Annotated in this window: 13 protein-coding genes; 2 read left to right on the top strand and 11 right to left on the bottom strand. The window is 68.1% G+C overall.

Going from position 1 to position 18,952, the window contains the following annotated elements; all coding sequences use genetic code 11:
• Positions 1-69: 69 nt before the first annotated feature.
• The 4 genes from KDB67_RS04335 to aroQ all read right to left on the bottom strand — a co-directional run bounded on the left by KDB67_RS04335 (position 70) and on the right by aroQ (position 10,866).
• Entirely contained in the window at positions 70-3,450 is a 3,381-nt protein-coding gene (locus tag KDB67_RS04335) for an arabinosyltransferase domain-containing protein (RefSeq protein ID WP_291012832.1), read from the bottom strand.
• Positions 3,440-6,814 carry an arabinosyltransferase domain-containing protein gene (locus tag KDB67_RS04330; protein ID WP_291012900.1) on the bottom strand — a complete coding sequence of 1,125 codons (3,375 nt, stop codon included), beginning with the start codon at positions 6,812-6,814 and terminating at the stop codon, positions 3,440-3,442. The genes KDB67_RS04335 and KDB67_RS04330 overlap by 11 nt, the downstream gene beginning before the upstream one ends.
• 90 nt (positions 6,815-6,904) lie before the next feature.
• Positions 6,905-10,327 (bottom strand): arabinosyltransferase domain-containing protein, encoded by a 3,423-nt coding sequence (locus tag KDB67_RS04325; protein ID WP_291012830.1) that lies wholly within the window; start codon positions 10,325-10,327, stop codon positions 6,905-6,907.
• Positions 10,328-10,407: 80 nt separating this feature from the next.
• Positions 10,408-10,866, bottom strand: coding sequence for a type II 3-dehydroquinate dehydratase (gene aroQ / locus KDB67_RS04320; RefSeq protein ID WP_291012828.1), 459 nt, complete (start codon positions 10,864-10,866; stop codon positions 10,408-10,410).
• Positions 10,867-10,934: 68 nt separating this feature from the next.
• Here aroQ and KDB67_RS04315 point away from each other — a divergent pair, with 68 nt between their 5' ends.
• Together KDB67_RS04315 and KDB67_RS04310 are read left to right on the top strand one after the other, a co-directional pair.
• A complete protein-coding gene (locus KDB67_RS04315; RefSeq protein ID WP_291012826.1) occupies positions 10,935-11,168 on the top strand; it encodes an AbrB/MazE/SpoVT family DNA-binding domain-containing protein in 234 nt (77 codons plus the stop codon).
• A complete protein-coding gene (locus KDB67_RS04310; protein ID WP_291012824.1) occupies positions 11,152-11,571 on the top strand; it encodes a type II toxin-antitoxin system VapC family toxin in 420 nt (139 codons plus the stop codon). Before KDB67_RS04315 ends, KDB67_RS04310 begins: the two co-directional genes overlap by 17 nt.
• A gap of 63 nt (positions 11,572-11,634) precedes the next feature.
• On the opposite strand, the gene KDB67_RS04305 is transcribed toward KDB67_RS04310, so the two are convergent.
• From KDB67_RS04305 to KDB67_RS04275, 7 genes are all read right to left on the bottom strand, one after another.
• A complete protein-coding gene (locus tag KDB67_RS04305; RefSeq protein WP_291012821.1) occupies positions 11,635-12,396 on the bottom strand; it encodes an MBL fold metallo-hydrolase in 762 nt (253 codons plus the stop codon).
• Between the two features lie 73 nt (positions 12,397-12,469).
• On the bottom strand, positions 12,470-14,428 hold the full coding sequence (locus tag KDB67_RS04300) for an arabinofuranosyltransferase (protein ID WP_291012897.1): 1,959 nt from the start codon (positions 14,426-14,428) through the stop codon (positions 12,470-12,472).
• A 95-nt stretch (positions 14,429-14,523) separates the two neighbouring features.
• Positions 14,524-15,285 (bottom strand): decaprenylphospho-beta-D-erythro-pentofuranosid-2-ulose 2-reductase, encoded by a 762-nt coding sequence (locus KDB67_RS04295; protein ID WP_291012819.1) that lies wholly within the window; start codon positions 15,283-15,285, stop codon positions 14,524-14,526.
• Between the two features lie 185 nt (positions 15,286-15,470).
• Positions 15,471-16,895, bottom strand: a complete 1,425-nt coding sequence (locus tag KDB67_RS04290) for an FAD-binding oxidoreductase (protein WP_291012817.1) — start codon at positions 16,893-16,895, stop codon at positions 15,471-15,473.
• Between the two features lie 31 nt (positions 16,896-16,926).
• Positions 16,927-17,868 carry a DUF6529 family protein gene (locus KDB67_RS22350; RefSeq protein WP_324387946.1) on the bottom strand — a complete coding sequence of 314 codons (942 nt, stop codon included), beginning with the start codon at positions 17,866-17,868 and terminating at the stop codon, positions 16,927-16,929.
• Entirely contained in the window at positions 17,858-18,496 is a 639-nt protein-coding gene (locus KDB67_RS04280; protein WP_291012815.1) for a hypothetical protein, read from the bottom strand. Before KDB67_RS04280 ends, KDB67_RS22350 begins: the two co-directional genes overlap by 11 nt.
• Positions 18,497-18,689: 193 nt before the next feature.
• On the bottom strand, positions 18,690-18,952 hold a 263-nt coding region (locus KDB67_RS04275), incomplete at its 5' end, for a prolyl oligopeptidase family serine peptidase (RefSeq protein WP_291012813.1).

Genomic DNA, 18,952 nt, shown 5'->3' with positions numbered 1-18,952 from the left:
CCCGAACGACGCGCGGATTCTCGACATCGAAACCAACCGCAGAACAAGAGAATAGGGCGCGGCAGATTGTCAGTAGCCGACCGAACGCATGGGGGCCGGGTTCCACAGGCCGGAGCGGCGGGCGGTGCCGAGGGTGAGGTCGGCCGGTGGGGCGGGGACGATCTCGGTGAAGCGTTGCAGGCCACCCCAGTCGCGACCCCAGTTGTTGCGCAGGTAGGTGGGGACCAGCGTCGGGGTGAGCAGGCCGGTGCTGATGCCGAGGGGGCCGCCGGACTTGCCCGACATCCAGGTCTGGCTGTTCTTCTTGGTGGCCTCGGCGTCGGGCATGATCCGCCACTTGGGCACTTCCAGGATGCCGTTCTGCACGCGCATCGGGCGTTGGCAGGGGAACACCAGCCCGACGACCCAGTCGATGAACACCGGGTCGGTGCTGCCGACGACGTCATTGAGGGTGGCCAGCTTCGGAACCCGGGGTGGGGTGAGCGCCACCCACTGACCGGGGGCGGCCTTTTCGTCGACGACGATGCGGACCAGGGTGGCGCGGGGCGGTGCGTCGGCGAGGGGGAACCGCAGGTTGCGCCACGTCGGCGGGTCGATGACGTCGCGCGGGGCCAGGCGGGCGATGGGAAGAACGGCACCGTTCTTGCCGGTACGGCCGAACTCGGCGACCACCGTGCGGCCGGGAACCGCCGCGCCGACGGGATCGGTGGCGGCGACGAAGCCGGCGACGGCGACGGTCAGCAGCGGCCGGTCCGCCGACCGGGCGGGCAGCCGGTACCAGCCGGTGGTCAGCGACGACGTTCCCGGCGTGGTGGCGTTGCCGAGAACGGGGGTGCGGGCGGGGTCGAGGCCGAACGGCAGGCGTGCCGTCGAACCGTTGATGCCGGGTGCACGGGTGCTCGCCGGGGTCACCGGTGTTCCGCCGGATTCGGTGTCACCGGTTTCGGTGTCGCCGGTTTCGTCACTTCCGGAATCGTCTGTGCTGTTGGTGCTTTCAGTACTGCCGGAGTCCCCGGCGCCGGCCGACTCGTCCGTACCCTCGTCGGTGGCCTCCTCCTCGGTGGCGTCGATCATCACCGATTCGGGGATACCGTTCGGGGTGAAACCGGTTGAGCGTCCGGCCAGTGCGACGGCCGCGGACGGTGTGGGCTTTCCGCCGACGGCGGCGGGTGTGAGCAGTGCGGTGGTCGGATCTGCCTCCACCATGACGTCCTCGGCCAGCGCACACGAATTTCCCTGGAATGCAGCGATATTCGACTTGGCCCACGACCACGAATCACGCTGTCCATAGGCGCCTTTGGCCAGTGAGGCCACCATGAACAACACCATCAGCAGTGAGATCACCGGCAGCGGAGCGAATTTAAGCTTCGAATACCAGTGGTCACCGCCGCGGGTGCGAGTCTGCTCGTCGACGAAGTCGTCGCGGAAGTGGAACCACAGCCCGGCCAGCGCGGTGACAATGGCCGCGGCCAGGATGAACCAGTACAGGTCGACGCCCGCGATCCGGGGCGCCCGATCCCACCACGGCACACCGTAACTGCCGACGAACCAGTAGCCGTTGGGCCCGGCGAACGAGATTCCCATGATGACGAGCACGGCGGCGGCGAAGAACGTCCGGTTGCGCCGGGACCGCAGAATCGCCGGCGACATCATCGCACCGGCCACCGCGGCCAGCGCGCCCGCGATACCCGCGTACACACCGAAGTGGTGCGTCCACTTGGTGGGGGTGAACGAGATCAGGAACATCGTGCCCAGGGTGACCGCCACCAGGCGCCAGATGGGTGCGCGGGCAATGCCGTTCGGGTGTTCGCGGCGCAACAGCCGCAGCAGGACGACGACCAGGCACAGGATCATCGCCAGCACCCCGAACCGGCGCGCGAGGGTGCCGTCGGCGGTGGGCAGATCGAGCCAGTAGTACCGCACCGGCTCCTGCCACCACTCCATCGTCGGGCCGACGTCGGTGGCCACCCTGCTGCCCTCCAGCAGCACCCCGAGCGGCTGGTCGGCGAAGATCTGGAACAGCACCGCGGTCCCGGCGGCCAGGATGGGTGCGAGCATCGCCGCCAGGCTGAGCCACCGGTCCTTCGGCTCGAGCCGGGTTACGACGGTCTTGACGATCGGCCGGATACCGGCCAGCAGCGCGGCTACCGCCATCAGCCCGCCGGGGGCCAGTGCCAGCGTGAACGCGGCGGTCACCACACCCACCGCGTACGGCAGCAACCTGCGGGTGGCGATGGCCCGCTCCACGCAGCACCAGGTGAGCAGCGCACCGACGGCCTCGGCGGGTTCGGGCCGCAGACCGTTGTTGTACGGCAGCCACATCGCCAGGAATACGAACGCCGCCGACCACACCGCGGGCGACGAATGCCGCACCGTGCGGCCCAGCCGCCCGATCACCTCCCGGCTGATCAGCCACCAGCCGAGCAGCCCGAGCGCGAACGCGGGCAGGCGCATCCACGGCCCGGCGACCGAGATCTGCGACATCCACGAGATCACCTGGAAATGCCAGCCGAACGGGTCCTGCGGCACCCCGAAATAGCGGAAATAGTTGTCGGCGTAACCGGCGTCGGCGGTGATGCGGCCGACGACGAAGTTGTAGCCGTCGTCGGAGGTGTTGGCGCCGGCGATCCACCAGAAGCCCAGGATCGCGGCCACCACCACGTCGGGCGGACGGATGCTGAACCAGCCCGCAGGAAGGAAACGTCGATGGCGGCGGCCGTCGCGGACGTCGAGCATGTGCAGCGCCACCAGCGACGCCAGCGTCAGCAGCACACCGAGGACGATCGCGACGAGTTTCAGCACCGTGGGGGAGGACACGTACCGGGTGTCGATCGTGGCGTGCAGCGACAGTCCGTCGCGCGGAACGCCGGCGGGCAGCGCGGTGTAGACGCCGACGATCTGCGGACGCATCTGCTGGTCATCGAGGGTGAATTCGGTCTGCGGACCGTCCTCGTCGTCGGGGTCCGCCGACGCGGGGATGCCGGCGAACCGCGCCTGGGTGCGGGTGCCGTCGGCGGAGAACTTGATGCGGCAGTCCGGATTCGACTGCGCGGCACGACGATCGGTGCTCACCAGCACCAGGTCACGGTCGGTCACCGTCAGCGAGTCTGCGGTGGCCCGGACGAAAAGTCCACGTGCCGAGGCGGATTGGCCCTTCGACGGCATCGTCGACACCAGGACGCCGCCCTCGCGGGGCAGGTGCGCAGCCAGCGAACATGGCACCGTCATCGACATGTCGATCGGCACGAACGAGGCCAGTGGTGCCGACACATTGCCGACGGAGTCATTCTGCGGCCAATTCAGTTCGGCCGTGGTCTGTTTCACCGGCAGCAGCGGCATCGGGATCGCCAGGACGGCACCGATCAGGCCGGCGACGACGGCGACGATTCGCCACAGCCGGGTGCGGTCCGGTGCGGCGGTGCTCGTGCCCGGTGCTGTGTCAGTCGTCATCGGTGTCCGGCTCCAGCCTGATCGAACTGGTCCGCGACCAGCCCCACTGTGTGATGTCGGTGGCTCGCACGGCGGCCGGGGGCGGGTCGGGCGCGAACGGGATCAGCCGTTCGAGCGCGCCCCAGTCGCGCACCCAGTCGTCCTTCAGATATGTCGGCACCGCCTGCGCCGTGGTCGTGGCCTGCGAGATGCCGAGCAGACCGCCGTCGGTGCCACGCTGCCACGTCTTGGACTGGGAGTTGGCGACGATGTAGTCGGGCAGGATGCGCCAGCGGGGCACCTCCGCAACGCCGTGCCGAACCTGCATCGGTCGCTGACACGGGAAGTGTGCTGCCGCACTGAAATCGATCAACGTCGGGGTGTTCTCGCCCACCACCTGCTGCAGGGTGCGTAGCCGCGGCGCCCGGGGGCCGGTGATGGCGATGAACTGTTTCGGACCAAGATTGTTGTCCAGCAACGACAATCGCATCACCGTGGCGTCAGCGGGTACCCGCGACATCGGGATGCGGAGGTTGCGCCACGGCATGTTCATGATCTGTGGGCCGGGGTCGATGGGCAGCACATCGTCCCCGAACTTCTCGAATTGTCCTGCCGGGCCCCCTTTTCCGAACTGGACCACCAGCTTCTGGCCGAAGGTGCGCACCCCGTAGGCGTCGACGGTGGAGACGGCCCCGGCGGTGGCGAACACCAGCAACGGTGACACCGAACGCCGCGCGGGCAGCTCGTACCAGCCGGTCGTCAGCCGGGCCTCACCCCTGTATCCGTAACTGCCGAGCACGGGGGTGCGCGCCGGGTCCAGACCGAATGGCAATGCGGCGGTCGAACCGTTGACCGTCTTGGGTCCGGTGCCGCCGGTGGTGCCCGCACCCAGGCCGCCGGTGACGATGAACGCCTTGGCGACGGTGTGGTCGACGTTCATGCGCCCGGGGCGGCGCACCTGGCCCTTGGGATACAGGTCGGTGGGGATACCGTCCGGGGTGAAACCGACGGACCTCGTGCCCGACAGCGCTTCGGTCGCCGAGAGTCCACCCGCGGGTGTCAGCATCCCCGCATTGGGGTCGATCTCCACCAGCACTTTGTCGGCCAGACCACAACTGTTGCCGCCCAACGCATTCAGATGCTCCGACAGGATGGTGGGGGCGGGTGCGCGGGTGATCGCGGCCTTGGCGAACACCACCACGTCGACGAGCAGGATGAGTGCGGCGATCACCGCGATCGGCGACGACGCCGCCAGCAGCCGCCGTCGGTCACCCGCGTCACCGGTGTGTGCGCTGTCGGTGTGCGCGATACCCCGGTGCGCGACATAGTCCTGGCGCAGATGCTGCCAGGCGGCCAGCGCGGCGGCCAGCACCGCCAGCGCCAGCGCCGCAGCGGACAGGTCGATGTTCAGAATCCGCGGGGCCCGGTCGAACCAGGCGATGTCGAAGTCGTAGACGTAGGCCCACGCGTTGTACCCGGCCAGTGCCGCCGCCATCGCGAACAACAGCCCGGAGATGAACACCGTCAGGTTGCGGGTGGAACTGCGTGCCGCGGTCACCACCGCCACGGTGGCCGTCGCGGCGAGCGCCGCGCCGAGCCCGGCCAGCACCCCGAACTGGATGGTCCACTTGGTGGGCGTGAACGCCAGCAGCAGCAGGGTCACTCCGACACCCCCGATCAGCCGCCATACCGGACCGTTGTTCAGGCCCGGAATGTGGCTGCGCCGCAACAGAACCGCCACGGTGACCACGACGCAGGCGAGCAGGAGCAGCAGCGGCACGCGGCGGGCCAGCGCGGCGTCGTCGGTGGCCACCGACATGAAGTAGTACCGCATGAACTCCTGGTACCAGGGGATGACCGGCCCCACGCTCCACCGGATCTTGACCGTCTCGTAGACGGTGGCCAGGGTCTGTTCGCGGAACATCACCACCAGCACCAGCGTCCCCGACGCGACCAGCGGTGCGGCCAGGCTCACCGCCGACAGCCACCGTGAGCGGTCGTCGCAGCGATCGAGCAGTACGTGCAGCATAGGCCGGGCGGCGACCAGCAGGATCGCCACTCCGATCACCCCGTGCGGCGCCACCCCCAGCGTCAGCCCCGCCGTCAGCGCGGCCAGGGCCGCGGGCAGCAGCCGCCGCGTCGTGATTGCCGATTCGGCCGCCCACCAGGTGAGCAGCGAACCGAGCACGATGACGGTCTCGCTGCGCAGGCCGGACGCGAACGGCAACCAGAATGCGGCAAACGTCAGCGCCGCCGCCCACACCGGCCAACCGCCCCGGCTGACCGCTGGCCCGAGGCGCGGCAGCAGCACCCGCGACAGCACGAACCACGACACCAGGCCCGCGACGAGCTGCGGCACGTGCAGCCACAGCAGCGACGTCGACACCGACGACCAGTGACCGAGGAACGAGTAGTACCAGTCGAACGGCGCCTCGGGGATGCCGTAGAAGCGGTAGTAGTTGGCCAGGTAGCCGAAATCATCCGCGGTGCGGCCCATGTTGAGGATGTAGCCGTCGTCGGGCGAACCGGCGCCCAGGAACGTCCACACCGCCAGCGTCGTCGTGACCAGCACATCGGTCGGGCGCATCCGCACGAGCCGGGACACTGACGGCCGCGACCGCGCACCGAACCGGGCTCGATCGAGCTGCCACAGCGCCCACAGCGCGACCAGCACCGCGAGCACCGCGACGGCCATCACCAGCAGTTTGATCGCCGACGGTGAGTTCTCGTACCGGTTGTCGACGGCCACGCTCATCCGCAGGCCCCCGGCGGCCTTGATCTGCGCGGCCTTGATCTGCTCGGGGGGCAGGTCGCTGTAGATGCCGTTGACCTTGGGGCGTTTGTCGGGTTCGAGGGTGGTCGCCGGACCGGCGCCGACGAACCGCGCACCCGGTCCGGTGGGGGCCGACCAGATCCGCAGGACCGAGCATCGGCGCAGGTCGGCGCGGGTGGCGCGGGCGGCGACATTGTTGCGGAAGGTGACGGTCACGGCGTCGCGGGTGGCGATCACGAACATGCCCGAACCCTTGGCGTTCGGTGCGTCGTAGGGTGTCGTCGACACGACGACCGTGGGCCGGGTGACGGTGGTTCCGGCGGTTTCCCGGATACCTGGGGCCTGCGAGGTGGCGGGTGCGTCGGCGAGCAGCGAACACGGGATGCGCGCGTCGAGCGTGCGCGGGGTCTGCGCGATCAGCGGCGCCGACACGGAAGAGTTGTCCCCGCTCAGCTTCTGCCCCTGCGGCCAGGTGATCGTCGCCTCGGTGGTGGTGACCGGCAGCAGCGGGGTCAGCGCACACGCGAGGATGCCGATCAGTCCGGCCACCAGGGCGATCAACCGCAGCCTGGGTGCGGTGGGATCGGGAAGCCGGGTGCTGGTGGACACGATGTCTGATCGTATGCCACCGGCGATTGTGCGCAGTACCGCATCAGCACTCCGGAGGGTTCAATACCCTCGGGTACTCGGTTGTCGGAATACTCAGTATCGCAGGTGCGCCGGACTCCACAGGCCGCTGCGGGTGACCGTGCGCTTGACGATATCGGCCTCCTGCGTCACCCCGTTGTACGGCGTAAACCGTTCCAGGGCGCCCCAGTCGCGCCCGATGTCGCCGGGCAGGTACGTGGCCAGAGCCGTTGGCTGCTGCGACAGCTCCATCCAGCCGACCGGGCCGCCACCGAAGGAGTTCTGCCACGCCGACACCGCCGCCGCCAGATCCGCTCCGGGCTTGATCCGCCACCGCGGGATCTCGGCGACCCCCGCACGATGGGTGAACGGGCGCTGGCACGGGAACGCCAGCCCCGACGTCCAGTCGATGTGCACCGGATCGTCGCTGCCGACGACCTCCTGTAGCGTCGCCATCTGCGGAACCCGGGGCGGGGTGAGTGCGACGAACCGTCCGTCGGACAGGTTGTCGTCGACGACGCGCACCCGCACCGCGGTGATGCCGGTGGGCAGGTCGTCGGTCTCGTACCGCAGGTTGCGCCACGACGGCCGCGGTCCCGGGTCGATGAGGGTGGTCTCACCCGTCGTGAACAGGTCGTCGTCCCGGATGCCGGGGGTGATCGGGGTGGTGGTGTATTCGAGCATCACCTCGGGGGTGTCGAACTGCCCGGCCACCGACATCGTCAGCAGGGGACGGTCGCGCCAGTTCGCGGGCAGCGCGTACCAGCCGGTGGTGAGTCGCGCCGGGACGGGGTCGGTTTCGGAGTAGCTGCCCAGCACCGGGGTGGTGGCCGGGTCGAGCCCGAACGGCAGCGCGGCATGGCTGCCGTTGACGCCGGGGGTGTCGAGGACTCCGCCGCCCGTACCGCCCGGATTGGATCGCAGCACGTCGGGTGCGGCCGTGGCGTTGCCGGCGAGCACACCGAGCGATCCCGACGACGTCACCGAGTACAGCTCGTCGGGCACCCCGTCCGGGCTGAAACCGTAGTTGGCGTCGGCACCGGGCCGGGCCGGCGAACCACCGAGCGGATTCTCCAGCGTGGCGTCGACAGGTGTCAGCATGTCCCGGTTCGGGTCGGTCTCGACCCAGACCTTGTCGGCCATCGCGCACTGCTTACCGGTGAGCGCGGCCAGATTGGACTGCGGCACCGAGAATGAGCGGCTCTGGTTGATGCCGGTGAAAATGGCCGTGAGCAGCTCGAACGCGACGACGGCCGCCGCCAGGTAGGCGAGCGGGGCGCCGGCCACCGAACGCCACACTCGGCCGAGGGCGAGTGCGGCGCGGCCCGGTTCGGGCGCATCGGTGTGCGGACGTTCGGTGGGGTCGGCGCCGACGAACGGTTCGCGGAAGTGGAACCACAACGCCACCACCAGCAGCGCGAGCGACGCGTACAGGAACGCCTCGTGCAGCATCACCGGCCCGAACTTGGTCTGTGCCCAGCCCCACGGCATCCCCCATGCCGAGTAGTAGTAGTACGAGTTGGGGGAAGCGAACGAGAAACCGCCGATGAACAGCACCAACGCCGCGAACAAAGTCCGGTTGCGGCGGGAGTGCATCGCCGAATGGCTTGCCGCGATGGCGGCGATCGCCGCGAGTGCCGCAGCGAGCCCGGCGAACACCCCGAAGTGGTGTGTCCACTTGGTGGGGGTGAACATCAGGAACACCAGCGAGGCGAAGGTGATCCCGACGATGCGTCGCGACGGGCCGAGCGCGGTGCCGGGGATACGGTTCTTGCGGATCAGCACCGATGCCGATACCACCAGGCCCAGCAGCATCGCCAATACCGCGAACCGCCTGGCCAGGGAGCCGTCGGCAGAATATGAGAACAGTGCGGTGTACCGGCTGATCTCGTCGTACCAGTGCATCGACGGACCCAGGTCGGTCTTCATCGACGACGAGTCGGTGAACGACCGTAGCGTCAGATCCGAGAACACCACGAACAGCACGAACGTGCCGGCCGCCAGGATCGGGGCGATCAATGCCGCCGACGACCACAGGTCGGCGGGTTTCGGTATGCCGGGCCGGTTCGTGCGCGGGGCCCGGTCGGTGTCGGTGGTGAGGTCGGTGATGACCCGTGCCCGCTTGACCAGCGCGGTGATCATCGGCCGGGCGCCGGCGATCAGCGCCGCCACCGCCAGCAGCCCGGTCGGCCCGGCGGCCACGCTGAACGCGCCGAACAGGCAGGCGAGCGCGGCCGGCAGCAGACGTCCGGTGGCGATGGCCCGTTCCACCGAACACCAGGTGAGCATCACGCCCAGGCAGATGATCGGTTCGGGCCGCAGACCGTTGTTGAACGGAAACCAGGAGGCCAGGAACACGAACGCGGCCGTCCAGCCGACCACCGGCCGGGCCAGCGCGGCCCGACCCAGGCGCGGCAGGATCTCGTGGCTGACGATCAGCCATACCGCGATGCCGCAGGCCAGCGCGGGCAGCCGCACCCATGGGCTGGCCACCGAGATCTGGCTGAGCCAGCCGAACACCTCGTAGTACCAGCCGAAGGGTGCCTCGGGCGCCCCGTACCAGCGGAAATAGTTGGCCGTGTAGTCGCTGTTCTGCGCCACCCGCGACATGGTGAGCAGGTAGCCGTCGTCGGAGGTGTTGGGCCCGACCAGGTGCCACACCAGCAGTGCCCCGATCACCACGTAGTCGCGGGGCCGCAGCCGCCACCAGCGGGCCGGGAAGATCCGTCGGTGGCGCCGGCCGTCGGTCGCGTCGAGGGCGGCCAGCGCCGCCAGCGAGAGCAGGGTGCACGCGATGCCGATGATCAGCGTCAGCAGCTTCAGCAGGGAGGGGGAGGTGGCGTACCGGGAATCGATGACGACGTGCGCGTTGAGCCGGGCCAGGTCGTCGGCCGAAGTTGCCGGTGGTGCGGATGTGAGCTCGGATACGTCGCCGGTCAGGTCGGTGAACAGGCCCGTCACCTGCGGTCGTTCGTCGGCCTGATAGGTGGGGGAGATGCGGGTCGCGGTGGTTCCGGCGAGCGGTGTGCCGTCGTCACCGCTCATGCCGACGAACTCGGCGCTGACCTCGTCGGCGGTGGCCCGGACGGTGATGGCGCGGCAATCCTGGGCCCGCATCTGCGCCACGGTGGCCGCGACGATCGGCACATTGCGGATGACGACCTCGACAGAAGTCCCGTTGCTGCTACCGGTCTTGCGGACGATCAGGCCGCGTTGCGCCGACTTCTCGGCGTCCTTCGGTGTGGTTGACAGCAACACGGTGCCGTCGGGTCCGAGGTGATCGATCGCCGCACACGGGATCGTCGCCGACATTGTGACCGGCACATACGCCGTCAGCGGCGCCGACACCGACGTCACCGGCCCGGTCTGCGCGGGCCAGTCGATTTCGGCGCTGGTCTGCTTCACCGGCATCAACGGTGTGGCCAGGGCAAGTACCAGTCCCAGAAGTCCGGTGACGATGGCGAGAAGTTTTGCTCGTCGAACGGTCGGCGCTGGCACAATCAGTGATCGTAGTCGCCGGGTACCAGCCGACGAGCTCGGCCAGGCGCCTCGCACCTGAACGGGCGCCGCTGAACCGGCTAGCCGACGAGCTCGGCCAGGCGTCTGACCGCGAACTCGTAGCCGCGGATGCCGTAACCGGCGACGATGCCCGACGCGATCGGCGACACATACGAATGCTGCCGGAACTTCTCCCGTTTGTGCACGTTGCTGATGTGCACTTCCATGATCGGCACGTCGGGGATCACCAACGCGTCGGCCAGGGCCACCGAAGTGTGCGTCCACCCCGCCGGATTGATGACTATCCCGCTGATCTTGCCCACCGCCTCGTGGATGGCGTCGATCATCTCGCCCTCGTGGTTGGTCTGCAGCGCCCGCACTCCGAAGCCGAGTTCGGCGGCGGTGCGTTCGGCGAGCTCGACGACGTCGGCAAGGGTATCGGTGCCGTACACCTCCGGCTGCCGCGTCCCGAGCGTGTTCAGGTTGGGCCCGTTGAGCAGCAGGATCGGCAGGTGAGGTGATTGCGGGGTCTCAGTCATGGCGACTACGTTATGCGGTCCGGCGCACCGCACCTACCCGATGCCATTTTCATGGCACCATTGATGCCATGAGAACAACCATCGATCGCTCGGGGCGCATCGTCGTCCCGAAGGAACTGCGTGCGCGGATCGGACTCGAGCCGGGCGAAATAGAGATCACGGTGTCGGGCAGCGCGCTGGTGATCGAACCCGTGGTGACCGATCAGCTCATCGAATCGGATGGCCTGCTGATGCTTCCCGCGGGTGGTCCGGAGCTTTCAGCCGACGACATCCGGGAGCTGCGCCTTGGCGACCAACGCTGACCTGATCCTTCTCGACACGAGTGCCGCGATCGCACTTGTGCGGCCAGGTCAGGACGGTCATGACAGCGCGGTCGCCGCTGTTCGCGGGCGACAGCTCGGATTGAGCGGGCATGCGACATTCGAAACGTACTCGGTACTGACCAGGCTTCCACCGCCGCAACGGTTGTCGGCGGCGGCCGCGGCCCGGCTCATCGCCACCAATTTCCCGCAGAGCCGGTTCCTCCCAGCTGAACGGTGTGCCGATCTGATCGGGTCCTTCGCGGCGCTGGGCATATCAGGTGGATCTGTATACGACGCGCTCGTCGGTGCCGCCGCAGTCCAGCACGGCTTGCCGCTGCTGACTTTCGATCGTCGTGCCGAACCGACCTATCAGGCCGTGGGTGTAACGCTGCTCAGTGCCTGAGACCGTTCCACATGGGCCGTAGGTGTGACACTGCTCAGTGCCTGAGACCGTTCCACATAGGCATCAGTTGGCGAGGTTGAGGGCTTGCTGTGCGGCTTTGGCGACGCTGCCCCGGTGGAACGGGCCGTGGCCGGCAAGCAGAGTGTCGGCGTCGAGGGTGGTGAAGTGTTCGACGGCGCGCCGGTTGGCGGCGGCGTCGTGCTGGAACGCGCCGTGCAGGCACTGCGGTCCGGTGATGCGGGAGACCTCGTGACCGCTGACAAGGGAGTCACCGGACACCAACCCCTGGCCGCCGGCGACGAGGTAGGCGCTGTGACCATCGGTATGTCCGTGTGCGGCAACGGGTTCGGGAGAACCTGGCAGATCGAGAGGGCCGGTCTGGCCGAAAGCTATTCCGTCGAGACCTTTGCGGCTGAGCACGCCGAGCGGGGTCACCCGGCTCAGCCACCGCAGCACCAGCGGCCAATTGCGTAGCGGGATGCTCGCCAGGGTGGCCGCGTTGGCCTGTTGGAGATAGTCGCGTCGGGCGTGGGCCACCTCGATCGGATCCATGTAGACGTCGAATCCGTAGCGCTGCTGGAGTTTCACCAGCCCGCCGAGATGGTCGACGTGGGCGTGGGTGAGCAGCGCGCCGCGGATGTCCTCGGGCCGTCGACCGATCCGCTCAATGGACTCCACCACGGCGTCGGCCTGCCCCGGATACCCGCCGTCGATCAGCGTGAGATCGGTACCCTCTTGCAGCAGAACCCAATTCACGACCTGTGTCTCCACCAGATACGCCGTCGACGCCCCGGCGTCGACCTGCGACACGATCATCTCACCCATGCTTACTCCTCACCTCTTAAGAACTCACACCAATTCGGAATCCTGATGTCACATCCTGGCACCAGGATTCCGATTACCTTGCTTTCCGGACTACCAGTACGAACGGACCGACCGCTGTGACCTGGAAATGGTTGTCGGCGAAGACCTTCGGGTTGAAGGTGACGGTGTACCGTTCGACGTTCGGGTCGTTGGGGTAGACGTCGCGGGCCAGGCGCAATGTGTAGCCATCGTCGCTGTGCCGGAACAGGAACACCTCCGGCGCGGGCCACGGCGACTTGTCGAGGTGCCCGATCAACTCATCGGGCGTCATCGACGTCGCCCAGTCGGCGATGGCCGCGGCACGTTTGTCGAACTCCGCCAACGGATTTGCGTAGTGCGAGGTGAGTCCCTGGAATCCGCGGTACGGATACACCGACAGGAATCCGTAGTCAGCGGTCAGCACGATCGTCTCGCGCGCCGGTGCCCCGGTCTGTTCGGCGATGAGCTTGTTGATCTGCGGGAAGTATGTCTCGGCGCCCGCGGGCCGTTTGTCGGCACGCTGGCCGGTGCCGTCGGTGTCGGTGTAGGCGATGGTGATGTCGGTGGACAGATGTCCCGGAATACCTTGCGCCACAGCCACGGCCGCGGCAACAGCCACGACGCCGACGACGGTCCGCACGTCGCCGAACTGCCGCACCGCCCACGAACCCAGCTCGGCGGCAGCAAAAACACCTGCGGCGGAAAGGATCGCCACCAGTACGGGTTCGAGGCGGAACGCCAGCAGGGTGGTGCCGGCGGCGGTCGCGGCCATCGACAACAGACAGAACAGGTATACGGCGACGACGGCGACACCCAGCGCCATCGCCAGGGTCCTTTCCCGGAACCGCAGCACCACCCAGATCAGCCCGGCCAGGGTGAGCGCCCCGAGCAGCGACCACTCGAACATCGGCATCGGCAGCCACGAACCACGTTCGGGCAGGTAGTGTGTCGCGGTTCCGGTACCCGCCGCCTCACCCGAGAGCCGGTCCCGCAGGTACGGCGCCCACACCGTCAGGGCCAAGACCCCCGACACCGCCGCCATCGCCACCAACCGCGCACCCACCGCGACGACGACCCGCCGCCGGGCCGCGCGCACCTCGGCCACCGGCCGGGAGGAGTTGCGGGCGGCCATCCACCCCGACCCCGCGAGATACAGCGCCAGCAGGCAGGCGACGAACGCGAACAGTCCCGCGTACAGCGTGTAGAACATCGCACACACGCCCAGGAACAGGCCCGATGCCGCCACCGCCGCCCAGCTCGTCCCACCGCGCAGGTCATCGACCACCCCGCCGGCCAGCCGCGATCGTCCGCGCAGCGCGTACAGCACGGTCGCCAGCATCGGGACGCCGAGCAGGATCAGCACCGCCGAATAGGGTTCGGGGGAGGCGTACATCAGCGTCGCCACCGTGACCGCCAGTGCGGCGGCGGCACCCTTGTCGGTGCCCACCATCCGGTTCCATAGCACCACCGCGATCGCCGCGGCCACGGCCATCGAGATGATCGCCCACGGCTTGTACGCCTCCCAGCCGTCGAGGCCGCGGGCGGCGGCGAATCGCCCACCCCACCAGAACCAGCCGGCCGGATAGTAGGGCGGCATGTCGGCGTACGTCATATCCGACAGATGCGGCGAGTCGGTGAGCCGCGTCAGGTATTCGGTGCGGAACTGCTGATCGACGCTGAGCCCGAACAGGTACAGCTTGGTAGCCCCCAACGGCATCCCGAGGGTCACGGTCACCAGCCCGGCCACGCCGATCACCGACGCCAGCAACTGCCCGACGGCCGACCGACCGTACCGGTACAGCAGCGCCGCGACCACCAGGAACGCGATCGACACGACCTGTCCGAGCGTCGTCAGTGACCGCGTCACATTCGACGAGTTGTAGGCCGGCCAGTCGACGGCCGCGATCACCTCGAGCCCGGCGAAAGCCACCACCCCGCCGACGACGGCCGCCACCACCAGTGCACCCGCCGACGACACGGGCGATGACCGGCCGGTATCGCCGGATGCGGGCACGGTGTCGGTCGCTGTAGCGGTCACGCCCTTCTTTGTATCAGCCGCCCCTTCGCCGGTTGAGGTGCGAGCTTGCGAGCCTCAACCAACGGGGGGATCTACACCGGCAGCTTGCGGAAGATGGGGCGCGGGACGTGCCGCAGCACCGACATGATGACGCGGAACGGGGCGGGCGCCCACACGATCTCCTTGCCCTTGTCGGCGGCGGCCACCACGAGCTTGCCCACGTCTTCCTTGTTCATGGTCAGCGGGGCCTCGGCGACGTGCGCCGACAGCCGGGTGCGGACCATTCCGGGACGCACCACGAGAACCCGGATACCGAATTCGCGCAGCGCCTCACCGAGGCCGAGATAGAACCCGTCGAGACCGGCCTTGGTGGAGCCGTAGACGAAGTTGGAGCGGCGCACCCGCTCACCGGCCACCGAACTCATAGCGATGATCTGTCCGAACCCCTGCGCACGCAGCTTCTGCCCCAGCAGCACACCCACCGACACCGCGGCCGTGTAGTTGATGTCGGCCTCGGCGACGGCCAGCTTCTGGTCCTGCCACGCCTGCTCGTCGTCGCCCTGGATACCGAACGCGACGATCGACACGTCGATGTCCCCACCGGCGAATGCCTTGTCGATGACATCGGGATGGGTCTCGGGGGCGCGGGCATCGAAGTCGATGCACTCCACCGACGACGCGCCGGCGGCCTTGAGCTGTTCGACGGCCGCGGCAGCCGCCGTATCGCCGGGGACCGTGGCCAGCACGACCCGCATCGACCCCTTCTTCAGATACTCCTCGGTGATGGCCAGCCCGATCTCGGAGCTACCGCCCAGGACCAGGATCGATTGGGGAACGCCGACGGCGTTGAACATCTATTTCTCTCTTTCAGTTCTGGTGCCGCTTCGTGATCCCTGAGGCCGAAGCGACCAATCATCTTGATCCCTGAGGCCGAAGTGACCAATCATCTTGATCCCTGAGGCCGAAGCGACGAAGGAGCGAGGGTCACGAAGGGTCCGGTGACCTTTCGACACCTGACGTGACCACCTCCCGCGACCGATCACGCCAGCTCGAGCCGCCGGCCCATGTCGGACATGAACACCCGATTCGGGTCAATACGCCGGCGCACCGCGATCCACTCGTCGATACGCGGGTACATCTTGTGGAAGTTCTCCGCCGACGTCCGCGAATCCTTCGCGGTGTACAGCCGCCCACCCATCGCCATGACCCGCTGGTCGAGGTCGGTGAGGAACTCGGCCAACCCCCGCTTGACGGGGAAGTCGACACACACGTTCCAGCCCTTGAACGGGAAGCTCAGCGGCGCCTTGTTGCCGTCGCCGAACAGCTTGATCACGTTGAGGAAGCTGACGTGCCCCGACGCCTGGATGTGCTCGATCGTGCGGGTGAACTCTTCTTCGTTGCCGGTGGGCACGATGAACTGGTACTGGCAGAATCCGCCGCCGCGGCCGTAGGCGTTGTTCCAGTCACCGAACACGTCGAGCATGTGATAGAACTGCGCGAGATTCTTGACCTTGCCCTCGCTCGGCGGGCCGATCCGGTAGTACGCCTCGCCGATCGAGCCGAAGCTCAGCTTGTTGGCCAGGCCCCGCGGGAAGACGTCGGGGAAGGTCAGCAGCGGCTTGTTGTTGAAGCTCAGCGGGTCCTTCTGGTACTTCGCGGGCAGCTCGTCGACACGGGCGAGGTTGCCGCGGCTGAACGTGCCGCGTCCGAGCTTGGGCGGGGCGCTGATGGTGTCGAACCAGCCGGAGGCGTACTCGTAGCCGTCCTCGAACCCGTCGGACAGATGCAGGTCGATGGTTTCCTGCAGCGAACTCGTGCGCGCGGTATCGGCGATGAAGTACGCGCTCTCGGTGCGCTTCATCTGGATCTTGGCCCGCAGCACGATGCCGGTGAGCCCGATACCGCCGATGGTCGCCCAGAAGATCGACGCGTCGGGGTCATCGCCGGAACCGTCCGGGGTCAGCGTGAGGATGCGCCCGTCGGCCACCAGCAGCTGCATCTCGACGATGTGATTGCCGAAGCTGCCCTGGCTGTGATGGTTCTTGCCGTGGATATCGTGCGCGATCGCCCCGCCGATGGTGACCTGCCGGGTGCCGGGCAGCACCGGAACCCACAGCCCGTACGGCAGCGCCGCCTGCATCAGCGCGTCGAGGCTGACGCCGGCGTCGAGGTCGACGGTGGCGGTGTCGGCGTCGATGGCGTAGATCCGCTGCAGCGGCGTCATGTCGACGGTCAGGCCACCGCTGTTCTGGCCGGACTCGTTGTACGAACGGCCCAGGCCACGGGCGATGACACCGCGCTTGAGGTAGTCGGGCTTGTCGGCGTTGTCGTCGGCGACTCGGGCGACGGCCTCGGCGATGACCTCGGGGTACGGCGTGGACAGTACGTGCCCGGTGATCGGTGTGGTGCGCGACCACCCCACCAGCTTCCGGGTTTCGATCGGCAAGAGCTCTTCTGTAGACATCGGGGCACAGAATACTCCTGAAAACCTGAGACTATTGCGGGCCCGAGTTGTGGAAGAACCACAGCGATGAGGTGGCCCAGATGCCGGCGAACGTGGCCAGCAGGATGCCGCCGGCGACGGGGACGGCCCACTTGGGCACCGATTCCCGCGTGAGCAGCAGCATCTTGGTGACGAAGACGCCGTACAGGAAGCAGCCGAGCACCGAATGCAGCAGGACGCGGGCATTGCGGGCGTCGAAGCCCAGGGAGTACAGGCAGTGCACCGCCACGGGGACCGTGACGAGCACCGCCAGCCGTCCCGTCCACACATGGACCACGCGCAGCGCCCGTTTCGGGCTCCCGGATCCTGCGCCCATCACCACCGCCGAAAGCACCTGGGTGAGTGCGAGCACAGCCGCGACGGTGGCCAGCCACGCCTTCATCGACGCAGGTCCGGAGAATCCCGCCACGTCGAAGGAAATTGGTTGCGCCTCATGGACTTTCGCGAACACGCCGAGTTCGATCGACACCGCGGCACCGACCAGCAGTGGGACGAACACGGCCGCCGGTGACGGCGACCGGGTGTCGGTGGGTACTCCGGGCGGATGCGGGTCCGGCGCCGGGTGCGCGCCACCGGGAGACACGTGGCCGGGAGGTACGCGGCCCGAGAACGGGGCCTGCTGGGTCGGGCCGAAACCCGCACCCGGCCCCGGATAGGGCGCCTGCTGGGCCGGGCCGAACGGGGCGGGAGGCCCAGGGTGGACACCCTGGCGGGCAGGTCCGGGCGGTGTACCGGGATGCTGGGGGCCGGGACGCTGGGGACCGGCCGGGTTCCCCGGCCGAACGATCGGCCGCGTCGCGTCGTCTGCCGGGGATCCGGCCAACTGGGGAGGCCGGGCGATCTGCTGCGTGGGCCGGGTGCTCGGCGTGTCCCGGCGCGGGGGTTGCCCCGGATTCCGAGGCTGGTCAGGATTCCGGGGCTGGTCAGGAGACATCGGCGGGTCCGACCACCTTGGTCACCGAAGGGTCGGTGACCTTGCCATCCTTCATCGGAAGGTCGGGTGCCGGGCGGAACGTCCCGTCGGGCAGGCGCCGGACTCCGGTGACCGAGCCGGCGGCGTCGACGATCCAGGCCACCTTCTCACCGTTCTGCTCGGCGACATACAGTCCCGCAGGCGCCTGGACCTTACCGGCGGTGTAGTCCCACTGCTCGTCGCCGAGTTCGATCTCTCCGACGAGGTCGTCACCGTTGAGGGTGCCGGTCATCCGCGAGTTGTTCTTTCCGGTGATGTCGATCTTCCCGTCGGTGATGGTCCCGCTCAGCCACGTTTCGGTGGTTGCGCCGTCGCAGGCGTAGGCGATGACGTTGGCACCTTCGACCGTGACCGAGAGTGTCGTGGTGTTGGCCGATGTCGGTGGCAGCGTCCCGACGAAGTCGGCGTTGGGCGGAAACGGAGTTGTCGCAGTCCGGTCAGCGGCCGAAGTGGGCGGCCCGGACGGCGGCGGTGTGCCGGTGCTCGTGGCGGGTGGCGTTGAGGTGCGCGCGGTGGTGTCCTCGGGTTTGTCGAAGACGGCGATGGCGATCAGTATCAGGCCGAGTATCGCCACGGCGGCGATGGTCAACAATGGCCCACGTTTTTTCATGGGTGACCTCTGGTGAGATGGTGGGACGGGCTGCGGCCCGGTGAGGCCGATCACACCAGCGTAGGCCCGCCAGGCCAGGCCCGGCAGCGTAGTCGGCTACTCGACCTACGCCGCCGCACTACCTGGTATGGGCGCTGCCCCACGCACCAGGTGTATCCAGACCTCCGGCGGGTCAGCGCATGATGCGGGCGACGAACGGCGTCGAATCCTTCAGCGAGGCCAGCACCGTTCCCGAGTGGTCCTTGTCCGGGTAGACATGCAGTTCGACGGGCTGGTTGTTGGCCTTCATCTGCGCGTACAGGGACAGCGCCGAGGGGGCGGGGACGTCCTTGTCGAGCAGTCCCTGGCCGAGGAAGATCGGCCGGTCGTAGCCCCTGTACGGCGTGCCCATGTATTCGGTGAGCGCGGCCCGGACGTTCGGCAGGCTCGACAACG

This window comes from Gordonia sp. (in: high G+C Gram-positive bacteria) (assembly GCF_020438995.1).
Lineage (GTDB): Bacteria > Actinomycetota > Actinomycetes > Mycobacteriales > Mycobacteriaceae > Gordonia.
Note: the sequence above shows the minus strand (reverse complement) of the source record. Positions and strands in the feature narration are given on the sequence as shown.

Coding starts and splice junctions, on each gene's coding strand:
- KDB67_RS04335 (WP_291012832.1), bottom strand. CDS start 3,450: ATGACGACTGACACAGCACCGGGCACGAGCACCGCCGCACCGGACCGC.
- aroQ (WP_291012828.1), bottom strand. CDS start 10,866: ATGACTGAGACCCCGCAATCACCTCACCTGCCGATCCTGCTGCTCAAC.
- KDB67_RS04315 (WP_291012826.1), top strand. CDS start 10,935: ATGAGAACAACCATCGATCGCTCGGGGCGCATCGTCGTCCCGAAGGAA.
- KDB67_RS04305 (WP_291012821.1), bottom strand. CDS start 12,396: ATGGGTGAGATGATCGTGTCGCAGGTCGACGCCGGGGCGTCGACGGCG.
- KDB67_RS04295 (WP_291012819.1), bottom strand. CDS start 15,285: ATGTTCAACGCCGTCGGCGTTCCCCAATCGATCCTGGTCCTGGGCGGT.
- KDB67_RS04290 (WP_291012817.1), bottom strand. CDS start 16,895: ATGTCTACAGAAGAGCTCTTGCCGATCGAAACCCGGAAGCTGGTGGGG.
- KDB67_RS22350 (WP_324387946.1), bottom strand. CDS start 17,868: ATGTCTCCTGACCAGCCCCGGAATCCTGACCAGCCTCGGAATCCGGGG.